We start from the raw sequence: 13,156 nt of genomic DNA, 5'->3' as shown, positions 1-13,156 counted from the left end.
TGGTCACTGGTCACTGGTCACTGATTTTCTAGGCGTCGAGAAGCTAGGGACATGGAGTAACAAAAAATCCAGTAGATGACTCCAATAAATAAATAGACTTCAGCGTAGCGATCGAGGAACTGGGGTTGAGCGAGAATGGAACGAGCAATTCCTGTTAATTCTAATAATCCAACAATTGCTAACAAGGAAGTATCTTTAAATAAACCAATAAATTGCCCAACAAGGGCTGGAATAACAGCACGTAGTGCTTGAGGTAGAACTATAAGTAGCATAGTTAATGGGGTGTTCAATCCTAACGATCGCGCTGCTTCAGTTTGTCCGCGTGGAATTGATTGAAGCCCACCACGTACATTTTCTGCTAAATAAGCAGCACTAAACAAGGTTAAGCCAGCCATTCCTCGCAATACTCTATCTAAACGAATTTCTGGAGGTAAAAATAAGGGTATCATCACTTGTGCTAGGAACAAAATTCCAATCAGTGGCATTCCTCGGATAAGTTCGATGTATAGAATACTAAACCAACGTACAAAAAATAAAGGACTTTGACGCCCTAACGCTAATAATATACCCAAGGGAAAAGATATAACTATGCTAACGGCTGCTGTCATTAAAGTCAGCAGCAAACCGTTCCACAAACTACTTTCTACAGGTTGTAGTCCCAAACCTCCCCCAATTAACCATAGAATAATTGGAAAAGACAGCGCCCACCCAAGGGGTAACCAGGTGTTAAACCTACTAGGAAACCGTTTCGCGATCGCCCCCCATGATAAACCAGTTAGTCCTAGAATAATGACCAAAGCCAGCCAAAGCCGCCAATAGAGTTCTTGAGGAAAACGACCAACAAAAAATAGAGAGAAATTAGCTTGTATAACTGCCCATTTTGCTTGAGTAAATACCCATGTTAAGATGCTCTTGATTGCCCAAACAAGAAACAACAGGCAAACAACAGTTAGGATACTGTTGTACCAGTTATTAAACAAATTTTTTCTCAGCCATTGCCAGATTGTTAGATTTTTGTTTTTTAAAAGGCTCATCGCTCCTTCAATTGCACCTTATGGTTAAAGAAATTCATTGCTAGGGAAATAATGAGGCTCATTGTAAGATAAGTCGCCACGATCAAAAGCATAACTTCTACCGCTCTACCCGTTTGGTTAAAAGTTGTAGAAGCAACAAAGTAAATATCAGCGTAGCCTATTGCGATCGCTAAACTAGAATTTTTAGCTATATTTAAGTATTGACTTGTTAGCGGTGGTATAATCAGTCGCAAAGCTTGAGGAAAAATCACCAACCGCATAACTAGACTCGATTTTAAACCTAACGATCTTGCTGCTTCCCATTGTCCCTTTGGTACTGAAAGAATTCCGGCTCTAACAATTTCTGCTATAAAAGCAGCAGAGTAAAGTGTTAATCCTAAAACCAATGCAGATAATTCTGGAGAAAAGTATATCCCGAAAGGCAGTGTAACTCCTTGATTACTAATGTTTATTAAACCAAAAAAGGAAATTTGAGTTTCCGTTTTTGGCAAACTAAGAAAAACAGCAAAGTACCAGAAGAACAACTGTAGAAGTACAGGAGTGTTGCGTAAAATTTCTACATAAACTAGAGCTAGCTTTCGTACCAACCAATTATCTGATAGCCGTGCTATGCCTACAGTTATACCTACAATTGTTGCTGCAATAATACAAACGATGATAACTCGTAAAGAATTCAGCAGCCCAACCAGTAAAGCACGGCTATAGGGATCGGAAGGCTGGTAAGCAATGGGAGTTTCGCCAATATCAAAAGATGCTTGGGACTGTAAGAAATCAAACCCTAGTTGAATACCTAGCCTTTGTAAATTGTACGTCACATTGTGCCAAAGTATCGCAACTATAATAACAAATGCAACTACAGCTATTAACTGACCGACAATCGGCCAAAATCGTTTATCGCGCCAAAAGGGGGTCATAAGGACTGGGGACTGGGGGTTGGGGATTAGGGACTGGGGATTGGGGACTAGGGACTGAGGATTAAATATTTACAAATGACGAATGACGAATGACAAATGATAAATGACAAAATTAACGAAATGGTGGTGCATAAAGAATACCGCCTTTATTCCACAGTTTATTTAAATCTCTATCCAATTTCAATTCAGAGTTCTTACCTAAATTGCGTTCGTAAACTTCTCCATAGTTACCTACGTGCTTAATAATACGGATAACAAAATCATTTGTTAAACCAATACCTTTTCCAAGATCGCCTTCTGTACCCAGCAAGCGCTTGACTTCTGGATTGGTACTAGTAGACAGTTGACTGACATTTTGAGAATTAACTCCCAACTCTTCAGCATTAATCAAAGCGAATATAGTCCATTTCACAACATCAAACCATTTAGAATCTCCATTAACAACAGCTGGCGCTAAGGGTTCTTTAGACAAAACGGTATCTAAAACAATATGGTCATTTGGGTTCTTCATAATAGCGCGGCGAGAAACCAACCCAGAACGATCTGCACTCACAGCTTCGCAACGACCTTGTTCGTAAGTAGCAAAAGCTGTGTTAACATCTTCAAAAACCAAAGGCTTGTAATTAACACCTATTTCACGCATTCGATCCGATAGGTTCTGTTCGTTGGTGGTTCCTGTTTGAGTACAGATAGATTTCCCTTTGAGTTCTTCTAACTTTTTAATGTTGCTACTTTTTTTCACCATTATTCCTTGACCGTCGTAAAACACAACGGGGGCAAATTCCAGTCCAACAGAAGTATCTCGGCTAATTGTCCATGTTGTATTGCGGCTAAGGATGTCTACTTCACCAGTTTGTAAAGCTGTAAAACGTTCTTTGGTGTTTAAGTTGCGGAACTCTACTTTTTTGGGATCGTCAAAAAGTGCGGATGCGATCGCACGGCAAACATCTACATCAATTCCTGCATATTCGCCATCACGTTTGACATAACTAAAACCTGGTAATCCTCCACTAACACCACATATCAACTTGCCACGATTTTTAATTGTATCCAAACGACTTGTACTATTTCCTCCCGCTCCTCCAGCACAGGCATTGAGTGATAGGACGAGAGGTACTAACAGTAATAACCACCATTTACGCATTATATTTTTCCTTGTCTATACAAATGCAGGTCTTTAAAATCTACAGTTTTTGTAATCTTTCAACTGCTACCCGATTTAATATTAGTTGGGCGAGTAATTTCATATAAATCGTGAGTGTGAGTATACCAGTTTCCTGACAAACGCCCAATTGCGTGTAGTTTAGACACATCTATTGTATTTTGTGGAGTCAGTAGATCGTCACGTACATGCCACAGGAGCGCTTCAGCAATAATTAAACCAGATTGGCTGCCTTCATTTCCTACGTATACGACCTGCTTGACTTGACACTCTATATTAATGGGTGACTCAGCAACTCTTGGCGCACGTACCTTAACCGAGGGAATCGGCGTGAGTCCCGCCTCTTTAAACTCATCTACCTCCGGTGGAAATTCTGCACTGGAAATATTCATTTGTTGCTCTATTTCTTCAACAACTACGTTGACTACTAATTCCCCGGATGACTCTGCATTGACTAAGGTATCCTTTTTTCCTGCACCGCGTCGCCAACCACATGAAATAGCTAGAGTCGGTGGATTGGCTGTCACCCCCATAAAGAAACTGAAAGGCGCAAGGTTATACGTACCATCTGTTGCAACAGTGGAAACCCACGCAATTGGTCGAGGAACAACTGAGCCAATGAGTAATTGATAAGCTGTTCTTGGGTCGATTTGATAAGGATCGATAATCATTAGCACTTTTCCTTGAAAAAACTATTACAGGTCAAAATAAGAAGTAATAATCTGAAGTTAATATAGCAATCCTATGCGATCTGCGAACATTCAGTTGCCCAGATACCCAACTTCTCAAAGAAGTCGGGTATCTGAGTGTTTGCAAATGATTTAGGCTTGCTATATATAGCGATTTTAAGTACTGCTGAATCAATGTATTAATCCTGTATAAGGGTCATTCACAAAAACTGCTTTTGATTATTTCACTAACATGGATAGTGGCATCCAAATTTATAATACGGTTAATTTATCAAAAGATCGTATAACATAAAGTAGTAAAACAAGGCATACAGGTACAACTCTGAAATGTCAGAACCTCGTTATGGTATTTGGGCACCTGTGGGTGGTAACTTTGGACCGCTTAATAGTCCTGATGAACCAATAGACGCAAGTTACGATCGCACTCGTTCCCTTGTCCTTGAAGCGGAACGTCTCGGATTTACCACAACCTTGGTAGCTCAGCATATTGCCAATCCAAGGGAGCTTGGATTTAGATCGACATGAAACTTGGACAGCCGCCGCAGCATTAGCTGACGCAACTGACAAAATAGAAATTATTGCAGCAATCAAGCCTTTACTTTTTCATCCTGCTGTCTTAGCAAAAATGGCATTAGGTATAGACGCTATTAGTCACGGACGTTTTGCCATAAACTTAGTGAGTGCTTGGTATCGTCCAGAAATGGAACGCACAAATATTCCTTTCCCACCCCATGATGAACGCTATCGTTATTCGACTGAGTGGCTTCGAGTGGTCAAGTTGCTATTGAGACTTTCATGCTGCAATTTCATCCTTTCTCAAGGGAGATGAATCGGTTTGCAGAGGAAATTATGCCGCGAGTCAAACGTTTGCAGCTCGTAGCATAACATAGGTAACTCAAATTGTTAAGTATTTTAAGCTCAGATGATATGAGACACGAGATCGGCTCCTGAAATAATAACTATTAACAAAAATAATTCATTAGATCGAGCAAAATCGATCTTCATTGGGGGTAAAATTTACAAAATATTCTTTTGTACTTTCTCCTATACTCTTGTGAGGTGTGAAATGAATAAGATTACAAAGTTTGTAGCGATCGCCCTAACTAGTGGTATGGCTTTTGCTATACCAGCAACTAGCTTTACCTCAGAAGCCAACGCACAACCATCATCAGCATCACCTACCCCAACGACTACATCCTCCCCTAAACCAACAACCTCCCCCACAACAAAACCTAGAAGTCGGAAAAAACCAAATGGTAAAAGGCCATCTGCTACACCCACTACTACCCCTACTCCTACTCCTACTTCCACAGTTTCACCACGGTAATTATGGGCTAGCTGCTAGTAACAGTCAACAGAACGATCGAGAAAAAGGTATCTAACTTTTTCTTGTGAATGAACTTGTAGCCTGTCCAATTGATAGATTAGGCTACAGTTTCTTATTCAGATAGTACTCAAACCGAGCAACATAAAAAGCTCCAACTTGTTTCGTGCTATGTTTATGAAAACCAAATTTCTCATAAATAGTGCAGAGTTTTGGGCGAGAAGCGTCGCAATCTAACCGCAGATACTTCAATCCTTGAGATTTTGACTTTTCAACTGCCCATTGCAAAAGGCGATAAGAAACAATACCACCAGAATAGCTACGTCTAACAGCAAGTTTATGAATAAAAGCTGATTCACCCTTCGGCACATCAGACCAAAATAATTCATCCTCAAGTTGATATTTAAGAGTTCCAACAGCCTGTTCTCTATCCCAAGCAAGATAAAACATCCCTGAATCTACATCTGGCTGAATTTTTTCTGGCATAACTTCATCACGACGCCAAAGACTCATACCTTGTGTATCAAGCCAAGATATTGCCTCTAGAAGGAGCTCGGAAACAAGATAAGTTTCTTCTGATTTTGCTTGCGTTATAACAAAATTCATCAGACGCTATGTTTATTGTGATAAAATACGGTTCATCGATAAGCATAAAGTTTTTCTATCAAAAAATCATAAAAGATGAATTGTTTACTAGTCCGTATAGGCGATCGCACAATTAACTGTAGCAAAATAATTCGTCAATGAATGTATTTAATACTCTCCAACCAGAGCAACGCAAAAACCTTATATTGCTCTTTGTACTGGGTATACTGTCTTGGGCTAGTCACAGTTCTCTCATAGCAACTTTACCTCTTTACATCAAAGATATAGGCGGTACACCGCAACAAATCGGTTTTGTTATGGGGGCATTTGCCCTTGGCGTAATTTTGACTCGTCCTTGGTTGGGAAAATTGGCAGATCGATACAGCCGAAAACTAGTAGTGATGATTGGCTTAGCGATCGCAACAATATCACCTCTGGGCTACTTTATCAACTCAATTCTGATATTATTTTGGATTAGAGCATTTCATGGAATTAGTATTGCTGCCTATAGTCAATCTTTACGCCATTCTCTGCGCTTTGCTACGGGTTTGGCACGAGATAGCTATGCTCTTGACGAAAAGTAGCTCGACTAACATCTTGCCGTAAAAAAGTTGACTTTATTAAATCACTAATATACAAATATAATACACTGAAAACTATGTTAATACAGCTGGCAGAATCTGACTCTCAAATATTAGAGTGTTTTCCTGTTATGCTCCAGTTACGTCCTTACCTCGAGCCAACTAAGTTTGTAGAGCAAGTTCGATACCAAATGAAAGAAGGATATAAACTTGCTTTTGTGCAAGTAGAAGGGCAAATTGTCGCGGTAACTGGATTTCGTATTTCCACTTGTTTGGCATCAGGAAAGTTTTTATATGTTGATGATTTAGTTGTTGATGAGTTAAAGCGATCGCACGGCTATGGTCAACAGTTATTTAGCTGGTTGATAGAATATGCAAAAAGTCATAATTGTGGACATTTAAGCCTTGATTCTGGTGTTCAGAGATTTGATGCTCACAGGTTTTATCTCATGCAACGCATGAACATTACAAGTCATCACTTTTCAATGGAATTATAACGTAATTACTCAACAATTTGTTCTGGTCGAAGTTGTACAATCAATGTACTCATAATAGGAGTTTTTTATGCCAAGCTTAAAGACTCTACAACCTGGTGATGAAGGAGTGCTTGAAACTTTCCTCTCTCAATATCCCGATACTTCGATGTTTTTGCGCTCTAATTTGCAAGCTGCAGGATTAGTAAACCAAGGCGCACGGTTTCAAGGTACTTATGTAGCTGCGATCGAAGATGAAGTTGTCACTGCAGTCGCAGCTCATTATTGGAACGGTATGATAGTAATCCAAGCCCCAATTCACCTTGAATCTGTTGTGCAGGAAGTTGTGAGTCAGTCAGGTAAAACTATTTCTGGAATTACGGGACCCACTCAACAGGTAGAAGCAGCTCGAGAAGTGTTGGGGCTAGCCAACAGACCAATTAGACTCAGCGAGAGCGAAATACTGTTCTCATTAGCACTGCAAGACCTACGTGTTCCTACAATGCTAACATCAGGACAAGTTCAATGTCGTCTACCACATCTTGAGGAATTGGAATTACTAACAGAGTGGTGTATTGCCTACAGTGTAGAAGCATTAGAACAAGTAAATACGCCTAGTTTGCACCAAAATTGCTATCGAACTATTGAGGCGCGTCAAGCGACGGCTACACATTGGGTTCTTGTAGCTGAGGAAACTCTTGTATCCTACTCAGCCTTCAATGCTTGTCTACCAGAGATTGTACAGATTGGCGGAGTTTGGACACCACCAAATTTACGTGGAAAAGGTTACGCTAAATGCGTAGTTGCAGGTTCTTTGATAAGCGCACAGTCTCAGAAAGTGAATCGTGCTGTGCTATTTACGTCTGAGCATAACATTGCAGCACAAGCGGTTTACCGAGGACTTGGCTTCCAACTTCTCCTAGAAAAGTATGGCTTATTGATATTTAAGGACGAGTCTGAATAAGTCTAGTGTCACTAAACTCCAGTAAAAAAGCATTAAATTCTAATATTTAAGCGAGAGTTAAAATTTCCACTCCTGAGTCTGTTACTGCAATAGTATGTTCAAACTGAGCGGAGAGTTTTTTGTCTTTGGTAATCACAGTCCAACGGTCAGGCATAAACTTGAGGTCGCAACTTCCTTCATTAAGCATTGGTTCAACAGTGAAAACCATTCCTGAACGCAATTTCAAACCTCTGCCTCGCTGACCGTAATGAGGAATTTGTGGCTCTGTATGAAACTCTCGTCCAACTCCATGTCCTACCATGTCTCGCACGACTGAAAATCCATTTGCCTCAGCATATTCTTGAATAGCTGCACCAATATCCCCTACTCTTGCCCCCGGTTTAATTTCAGCAATCCCTCGCATCATACATTCTTGAGTAACCTCAACTAATTTTCGGGCTGAGGCTGACGGATTACCAACCAAAAGCGTTTTAGAGGTGTCACCGTGGTAACCATCTAGAACTGGAGTCACATCAATATTAATGATGTCTCCGTTTTTGAGGATTTGTTTGCGATTGGGAATTCCATGACAAACAACTTCATTGACGCTAGTGCAAATTGAACGAGGAAAAGGAGGATGTCCGGAAGGTGCATAGCCAAGCTGGGCGCTAATTGCACCATGGGCTTGTGTCCAAAGTTCTGCTTCATCGTTTAATTCTTGCGTGCTGACCCCTGGTTGCACCAGTGGTTCGAGATGCTTGAGTAAATTGGCTGCAAGTTGCCCAACTGCTCTCATCTTCTCTAACTCTCTAGCTGAGAGCAAGACTAACCCGAGATGAGATGGTGGTTGCAAAAAATTTCCTGCTATTGAAAGACTTACGCGATCGCTCATAACCAAATTCTTTCTCCTTCATGCTATGCCTTGCTAGCACAGCATAGCATAGCTTGGCACGATTTAGTTTCTTGCTTGTATGCTAGGAATTAAGAAAACTCGTTAAAGCAGGTACTCAACAATGGGCGGAAAGACGGATTTAGAAAGAGTAGTCGCTTATGTTCCTCCTGAGTGGAAAAAGGAACTAGAAGAATGGGCTGAGGTGGAAGAACGCTCTGTTTCCTGGTTAGTTGCAAAATTAGTTGATAAGGCTTTACAAGAACGCCGTCAAAATCAGCAAAACTCTTCAGAAGTCATGAATATGCGATGAAAGTAGCTTTCCAAAACAACGAAAATAAAATACATATTTTCTCAATTTTTAATAAGATGCGAGATTTTACACAGCGTTTCCTAGTCTTCTAAGATATAAATTTATCTGCGTCCATCTGCGTCCATCTGCGGTTAACTCTTTCTTGCTGTACCTCACTAATGTGAGGAGCGCTATAGATACTTTTAAAAATTTGCGTGTTCTTTGAGCAGATCGCAGTATTAATAAATCTTTAGATATAGTACATATTTTCTATTTGCTGTCTACTTGCTTGTCGATCGCGAAGTTCTTGCAGACTATACTTTTGCAAAACTTGGTATGCTGCTTGATTTGCTTCAATCCAAACTTCTTGAATAGCTTCTGCTTCTACTGTATGGCAGGTAGAATCCATAGTAGGCACAGCAGCATCAACTCCTTCAATACACTTCAAAACATCCAAAACTGTAATCTTTTTTGGATCGCGTGCCAAAACATAACCTCCTTTCGACCCTCGTATACTTTTAATCAAACCTCCCGATCTCAAGGTTGCTAACAGTTGTTCTAAATAACGGTTTGGTATTTTTTGTAACGCTGCTATTTCTCGAATATGCAAACATTCGTTACTATGATAACGCTTCGCCAATGCTACCATGGCTAGAATTGCGTATTCAGATTTGTTAGAGAGTTTCATCGTACATAGCCTAAGAATGGCTGGTCAATCTCACTTTAATCAACTCTATTAATAAGAGCAAATATTTATTGCTATTAATTTGACAAATAAAATTTATCATTACGGCAAGTGCTACCTCAAAAGCGTGTGCTGAGTTTTGCCTACAGATCTGCTTGCTTTCCAATGTTACTCATGATAATGTTTACCTAACATTTAAACTACGATATAAAGATAAGTTTATCGGTGTTTAAGAGGTCAGTTGAGCGGCAGTAAAGCAATTTATAAGCAAGCGTACTTCTGCCTTCTAGTACTTAATCGCATTGATTGTCAGGAACTGCAAGATCCGTAACTTCTTTGAGGAGTCGGGGATCTGAGTAAATTTTTTATGTTGATTGTGAGAGAAACAATAGCTTGCATAATATTACGTATATAAACTATTCACAAACGTAAATTTAGGTATTATGGAGGCTGAAAATTGGCAGAGTCACAATTGAAATCTCAATCTATAGCAGCCTCTCAGAAATGGTGGGTCATGCTTGGTGTTGGTATCGGGGTGCTAATGTCAACTCTTGATGTAGGTATTATTAACGTAGCTTTGCCAACATTGGTTCAATTCTTCGATACTAGTTTTTCTAAAGCTCAATGGGCTGTATTGAGTTACCAGTTGATTAGCTCTAGTTTGGTTTTGGGTGCAACTCGTTTGGGCGATATATGGGGTAAGAAGTATCTCTACTTAGGAGGGCTTATCCTGTTTACTCTCAGCTCGCTATTATGTGGAATGGCATCAAGCATCGATTGGCTCATTGGCTTTCGATCGCTTCAGGGGTTGGGTTCGTTGTTCATTTCCGGTCTTGATGTGTCTGCTGCACCTCCTGAAGCCGTTGTGGCGGGATTTCAAGGAAGTTACCGCTTAGCTGCACTTTTACTGTGTGGTGCGGTAGCCATGACAGTTGTAGAGATGCGTCGTGGCAAGTCTTTACGTTAATCACAAGGAGTTCTACTATGGCAGGTAAATTAGAAGGAAAAGTAGCAATTGTAACTGGTGCATCAGCAGGAATTGGTGAAGCTACTGCTCTTGCCTTAGCAAGTGAAGGAGCACAAGTTGCGCTCGCAGCAAGGCGTGTCGAACGGTTAAAACCAGTAGCAGAACGTATCGAAAGCAATGGTGGGAAAGCTTTAATAATTGTTGCTGATGTTGCAAATGAAACACAAGCAATAGATATCGTACATAAAACAAAAGCAGAATTTGGTCGAATAGACATCTTAGTCAATAATGCAGGTGTGGCACTCGTAGGCGATATTGATGGTGCGAATACTGCCGACTGGCGGCGGATGTTTGATATCAATGTTTTAGGATTAATGTATGTGACTCATGCTGCTCTACCCATATTCAAGGCACAAGGTAGTGGTCATGTTGTTAATATCTCATCAGTAGCAGGTCGGACAGTACGAGCAGGTATTGGGGCATATAATGTCAGTAAATGGGGTGTCAATGCCTTTTCAGAAGCTTTGCGTCAAGAAGTCCACAAGCAAAATATCCGCGTTACCATCGTTGAACCTGGTATGGTAAACACGGAAATTAATGACTTTATTACCGATCCAATTGCTAAACAACGCAGCGAAGAACGGCGTAAATCAATCGTTCCTCTGGAAAGTGAAGATGTTGCTGTAGCGATCGTTTATGCCGTAACTCAGCCGCTACGAGTTAGCGTTAACGAAATTCTCATCCGACCCACCGATCAAGGGTGGTAAATCAAACCAGTAAATACCGAAGTTTTCAAGGTCTAGAACCACACTATGTTCTTGTGCTACGGGCGTCCTCGCCCGTACCAATCTCAATATAGAGATTAACCGAGCACTGTTAACAGTTTTAATACCAATTCTCCAAATGATTGCTACACACGATCCCCCTAAATCCCCCTTAATAAGGGGGACTTTAAAGACTTTCCCCCCTTAATAAGGGGGACTTTAAAGACTTTCCCCCCTTATTAAGGGGGGCTAGGGGGGATCTCGATCTGTTGCTTTAATACAGAGAATTGGTATAACAACGTTCTTCCACCACGCTATCCTTGGTTAATAGATGGTGTTGTTTTATGCTTGACTTTACAAAATACATGATAAACTAATAATTAGTATATCTAACTATTTGTGAGAACCCTGCACTAAAGTGACAAAAGCAGCCGTAATTCGCGAATATTACGCGCTCGCCTATTTGTCACTAAATAGTAAGAATACTAAATTTCTGGTTTTCTAAATTTAAGCTTAACTAACATGGCCTTAGAATGAGTGGGCTTGTAACGTCCAAATCCGATAAAGCTTCTTACTGCCTCGAAAACAAGGTTGTAGATATTTACAAAAGGAAGACACTGATGGGACAAAGTCACAGGGAACGTTTTGAAGAAGGCAAACTGAGATTTAATTCTTTTCAAATTCCATCCGCTCTGAAATCTTTTTTAAAGAATTTAAAAGAAGGGTTTATTTTTACTTATGATTTTTTGCCTATAAGATATGCTTTTGGGTTACAAATCATTATTTGTTTTATGGCAATGACTCATATTAACTTAATGCCAATTTTTACTCAAAAAATATTGTCTGGTAATGCAGAAACTATGGGATTACTTATGACAGCTTCAGCATTTGGTTCTATAGTTTCAGGTTTGTATCTTATTCTTCGTAAGCAAGTCATAGGATTAGAGAAAGTGATAACACGTTCTACGGTAATTTTAGGCTTGAGTTTGATGCTTTTTTCTCATTCTAAAAATCTAGAGATTTGTCTGGTTTTAATTTTTCTAGTAGGTATGAGTAATACTTTAACGCTAGCTGCAATTGGTAACTTTGTTCAATCAATTCTGATAACAGACAAGAAGGCGCTGTTGATGCACTTGCGTCTATTGGCATCACGCTCCTTCCTTTACTCAAACGAGATGACCTACCATTGAAAACATGAAGCTTCACTGGTCACTGGTCACTGGTCGCTGGTCACTGGTTACTGTCAACAGTTGCTTGAACTAAAGACTCGATCGCACTTTCGATCCGTTGCCATCCTGTTGGCGAACTAAAGTCAATTCCCAAGAATGTATTGCTGACTTTGGTTCGTAAAACAAGATAGACAATTCCCGCAATCAACACCGCAGCAATCGCTGGAATATCTTTATCTGGAGGAAAAGAACACTTTTGGTGGAGAAATTCCAGGCTTTCAGTTGCTACCCGATCTCGCACTGTTGCTAATTCATGAGTTAACTCATTACCTTCGAGTAACTCCCATCGCAGAATTTCTTGAGTAATTGGTCGTTTTTGCAAGTCATTTAAAAAGTGAGTCAAGAACAAAACCATCCAGTCAGCTAGCGATTCGGTATCTACATCTGTTTGTTTTCCAACTAATTCTTCAAGTGTAATCCAATAGTTACCTTCCTTACCAAAGGTTTGCAGCAGGGAGGGGAGATTCTCAAAATATCGATAAATTAAAACTTTATCGACCCCAGCTTCACGGGCGATCGCATTCACTCCCAATTGCTTAAAGCCTGATTCTGCCAAGAGTTTAGCAACTGCTGCTAGAATTCGTGCTTTCGTTTCTTCTTTATCTCGAGCCATGAATAATTCTCA

Annotated in this window: 18 protein-coding genes; 9 read left to right on the top strand and 9 right to left on the bottom strand. The window is 40.2% G+C overall.

Annotated elements, in window-relative coordinates; genetic code table 11:
* Nucleotides 1-17: 17 nt before the first annotated feature.
* The 4 genes from ACKTT2_RS29730 to ACKTT2_RS29715 all read right to left on the bottom strand — a co-directional run bounded on the left by ACKTT2_RS29730 (nucleotide 18) and on the right by ACKTT2_RS29715 (nucleotide 3,781).
* Nucleotides 18-1,034, bottom strand: a complete 1,017-nt coding sequence (locus ACKTT2_RS29730) for an amino acid ABC transporter permease (RefSeq protein ID WP_407893457.1) — start codon at nucleotides 1,032-1,034, stop codon at nucleotides 18-20.
* Nucleotides 1,031-1,948, bottom strand: coding sequence for an amino acid ABC transporter permease (locus tag ACKTT2_RS29725; RefSeq protein ID WP_407893455.1), 918 nt, complete (start codon nucleotides 1,946-1,948; stop codon nucleotides 1,031-1,033). The genes ACKTT2_RS29730 and ACKTT2_RS29725 overlap by 4 nt, the downstream gene beginning before the upstream one ends.
* A gap of 112 nt (nucleotides 1,949-2,060) precedes the next feature.
* The gene (locus tag ACKTT2_RS29720; RefSeq protein ID WP_407893453.1) at nucleotides 2,061-3,092 is read right to left on the bottom strand and encodes an amino acid ABC transporter substrate-binding protein; all 1,032 of its coding nucleotides are present in this window, start codon (nucleotides 3,090-3,092) and stop codon (nucleotides 2,061-2,063) included.
* Nucleotides 3,093-3,151: 59 nt separating this feature from the next.
* Nucleotides 3,152-3,781, bottom strand: coding sequence for a flavin reductase family protein (locus tag ACKTT2_RS29715; RefSeq protein WP_407893451.1), 630 nt, complete (start codon nucleotides 3,779-3,781; stop codon nucleotides 3,152-3,154).
* Between the two features lie 345 nt (nucleotides 3,782-4,126).
* On the opposite strand from ACKTT2_RS29715, the gene ACKTT2_RS29710 reads away from it, so the two are divergent.
* The gene (locus tag ACKTT2_RS29710) at nucleotides 4,127-4,324 is read left to right on the top strand and encodes an LLM class oxidoreductase (protein WP_407893449.1); all 198 of its coding nucleotides are present in this window, start codon (nucleotides 4,127-4,129) and stop codon (nucleotides 4,322-4,324) included.
* On the top strand, nucleotides 4,305-4,628 hold the full coding sequence (locus tag ACKTT2_RS29705; protein WP_407893447.1) for an LLM class flavin-dependent oxidoreductase: 324 nt from the start codon (nucleotides 4,305-4,307) through the stop codon (nucleotides 4,626-4,628). Before ACKTT2_RS29710 ends, ACKTT2_RS29705 begins: the two co-directional genes overlap by 20 nt.
* Nucleotides 4,629-4,843: 215 nt before the next feature.
* Here ACKTT2_RS29705 and ACKTT2_RS29700 read toward each other — a convergent pair whose 3' ends face one another.
* Complete coding sequence (locus ACKTT2_RS29700; protein WP_407893445.1) at nucleotides 4,844-5,110, bottom strand: hypothetical protein; 267 nt, start codon at nucleotides 5,108-5,110, stop codon at nucleotides 4,844-4,846.
* A gap of 118 nt (nucleotides 5,111-5,228) precedes the next feature.
* Nucleotides 5,229-5,729, bottom strand: coding sequence for a GNAT family N-acetyltransferase (locus ACKTT2_RS29695; RefSeq protein WP_407893443.1), 501 nt, complete (start codon nucleotides 5,727-5,729; stop codon nucleotides 5,229-5,231).
* A 137-nt stretch (nucleotides 5,730-5,866) separates the two neighbouring features.
* Here ACKTT2_RS29695 and ACKTT2_RS29690 point away from each other — a divergent pair, with 137 nt between their 5' ends.
* The 3 genes from ACKTT2_RS29690 (at nucleotide 5,867) to ACKTT2_RS29680 (ending at nucleotide 7,726) form a co-directional block, all read left to right on the top strand.
* Nucleotides 5,867-6,292 (top strand): MFS transporter, encoded by a 426-nt coding sequence (locus tag ACKTT2_RS29690; protein WP_407893441.1) that lies wholly within the window; start codon nucleotides 5,867-5,869, stop codon nucleotides 6,290-6,292.
* A gap of 74 nt (nucleotides 6,293-6,366) precedes the next feature.
* Nucleotides 6,367-6,786, top strand: coding sequence for a GNAT family N-acetyltransferase (locus ACKTT2_RS29685; protein WP_407893439.1), 420 nt, complete (start codon nucleotides 6,367-6,369; stop codon nucleotides 6,784-6,786).
* 67 nt (nucleotides 6,787-6,853) lie between these two features.
* On the top strand, nucleotides 6,854-7,726 hold the full coding sequence (locus ACKTT2_RS29680; protein ID WP_407893436.1) for a GNAT family N-acetyltransferase: 873 nt from the start codon (nucleotides 6,854-6,856) through the stop codon (nucleotides 7,724-7,726).
* Between the two features lie 46 nt (nucleotides 7,727-7,772).
* Here ACKTT2_RS29680 and map read toward each other — a convergent pair whose 3' ends face one another.
* The gene (gene map / locus ACKTT2_RS29675) at nucleotides 7,773-8,597 is read right to left on the bottom strand and encodes a type I methionyl aminopeptidase (protein ID WP_407893434.1); all 825 of its coding nucleotides are present in this window, start codon (nucleotides 8,595-8,597) and stop codon (nucleotides 7,773-7,775) included.
* Nucleotides 8,598-8,718: 121 nt separating this feature from the next.
* On the opposite strand from map, the gene ACKTT2_RS29670 reads away from it, so the two are divergent.
* Nucleotides 8,719-8,907, top strand: a complete 189-nt coding sequence (locus ACKTT2_RS29670) for a ribbon-helix-helix domain-containing protein (protein ID WP_407893432.1) — start codon at nucleotides 8,719-8,721, stop codon at nucleotides 8,905-8,907.
* A gap of 229 nt (nucleotides 8,908-9,136) precedes the next feature.
* Here the strand turns inward: ACKTT2_RS29670 and ACKTT2_RS29665 are convergent, their stop codons facing one another.
* A complete protein-coding gene (locus tag ACKTT2_RS29665; protein WP_407893429.1) occupies nucleotides 9,137-9,574 on the bottom strand; it encodes an RrF2 family transcriptional regulator in 438 nt (145 codons plus the stop codon).
* A gap of 454 nt (nucleotides 9,575-10,028) precedes the next feature.
* Between ACKTT2_RS29665 and ACKTT2_RS29660 the strand changes: the two genes are divergently transcribed.
* The 3 genes from ACKTT2_RS29660 to ACKTT2_RS29650 all read left to right on the top strand — a co-directional run bounded on the left by ACKTT2_RS29660 (nucleotide 10,029) and on the right by ACKTT2_RS29650 (nucleotide 12,492).
* Nucleotides 10,029-10,538 carry an MFS transporter gene (locus tag ACKTT2_RS29660; protein WP_407893427.1) on the top strand — a complete coding sequence of 170 codons (510 nt, stop codon included), beginning with the start codon at nucleotides 10,029-10,031 and terminating at the stop codon, nucleotides 10,536-10,538.
* Between the two features lie 17 nt (nucleotides 10,539-10,555).
* Nucleotides 10,556-11,305 (top strand): SDR family NAD(P)-dependent oxidoreductase, encoded by a 750-nt coding sequence (locus ACKTT2_RS29655; RefSeq protein WP_407893425.1) that lies wholly within the window; start codon nucleotides 10,556-10,558, stop codon nucleotides 11,303-11,305.
* 617 nt (nucleotides 11,306-11,922) lie between these two features.
* Nucleotides 11,923-12,492 carry an MFS transporter gene (locus ACKTT2_RS29650; RefSeq protein WP_407893423.1) on the top strand — a complete coding sequence of 190 codons (570 nt, stop codon included), beginning with the start codon at nucleotides 11,923-11,925 and terminating at the stop codon, nucleotides 12,490-12,492.
* A gap of 40 nt (nucleotides 12,493-12,532) precedes the next feature.
* Here ACKTT2_RS29650 and ACKTT2_RS29645 read toward each other — a convergent pair whose 3' ends face one another.
* Nucleotides 12,533-13,144 carry a TetR/AcrR family transcriptional regulator gene (locus ACKTT2_RS29645; RefSeq protein WP_407893421.1) on the bottom strand — a complete coding sequence of 204 codons (612 nt, stop codon included), beginning with the start codon at nucleotides 13,142-13,144 and terminating at the stop codon, nucleotides 12,533-12,535.
* Between the last annotated feature and the right edge of the window lie 12 nt (nucleotides 13,145-13,156).

The organism is Scytonema hankhaensis NUACC26, from assembly GCF_045865695.1.
In the GTDB taxonomy this organism is placed as follows: Bacteria; Cyanobacteriota; Cyanobacteriia; order Cyanobacteriales; family Nostocaceae; genus Scytonema.
This window is presented reverse-complemented; position numbering and strand designations above follow the sequence as displayed.

Bases quoted from the DNA above. Each gene is read 5' to 3' on its own strand.
- ACKTT2_RS29730 (WP_407893457.1), bottom strand. From the start codon at position 1,034: ATGAGCCTTTTAAAAAACAAAAATCTAACAATCTGGCAATGGCTGAGA.
- ACKTT2_RS29725 (WP_407893455.1), bottom strand. From the start codon at position 1,948: ATGACCCCCTTTTGGCGCGATAAACGATTTTGGCCGATTGTCGGTCAG.
- ACKTT2_RS29720 (WP_407893453.1), bottom strand. From the start codon at position 3,092: ATGCGTAAATGGTGGTTATTACTGTTAGTACCTCTCGTCCTATCACTC.
- ACKTT2_RS29715 (WP_407893451.1), bottom strand. From the start codon at position 3,781: ATGATTATCGATCCTTATCAAATCGACCCAAGAACAGCTTATCAATTA.
- ACKTT2_RS29710 (WP_407893449.1), top strand. From the start codon at position 4,127: ATGTCAGAACCTCGTTATGGTATTTGGGCACCTGTGGGTGGTAACTTT.
- ACKTT2_RS29695 (WP_407893443.1), bottom strand. From the start codon at position 5,729: ATGAATTTTGTTATAACGCAAGCAAAATCAGAAGAAACTTATCTTGTT.
- ACKTT2_RS29690 (WP_407893441.1), top strand. From the start codon at position 5,867: ATGAATGTATTTAATACTCTCCAACCAGAGCAACGCAAAAACCTTATA.
- ACKTT2_RS29685 (WP_407893439.1), top strand. From the start codon at position 6,367: ATGTTAATACAGCTGGCAGAATCTGACTCTCAAATATTAGAGTGTTTT.
- ACKTT2_RS29680 (WP_407893436.1), top strand. From the start codon at position 6,854: ATGCCAAGCTTAAAGACTCTACAACCTGGTGATGAAGGAGTGCTTGAA.
- map (WP_407893434.1), bottom strand. From the start codon at position 8,597: ATGAGCGATCGCGTAAGTCTTTCAATAGCAGGAAATTTTTTGCAACCA.
- ACKTT2_RS29670 (WP_407893432.1), top strand. From the start codon at position 8,719: ATGGGCGGAAAGACGGATTTAGAAAGAGTAGTCGCTTATGTTCCTCCT.
- ACKTT2_RS29665 (WP_407893429.1), bottom strand. From the start codon at position 9,574: ATGAAACTCTCTAACAAATCTGAATACGCAATTCTAGCCATGGTAGCA.
- ACKTT2_RS29655 (WP_407893425.1), top strand. From the start codon at position 10,556: ATGGCAGGTAAATTAGAAGGAAAAGTAGCAATTGTAACTGGTGCATCA.
- ACKTT2_RS29650 (WP_407893423.1), top strand. From the start codon at position 11,923: ATGGGACAAAGTCACAGGGAACGTTTTGAAGAAGGCAAACTGAGATTT.
- ACKTT2_RS29645 (WP_407893421.1), bottom strand. From the start codon at position 13,144: ATGGCTCGAGATAAAGAAGAAACGAAAGCACGAATTCTAGCAGCAGTT.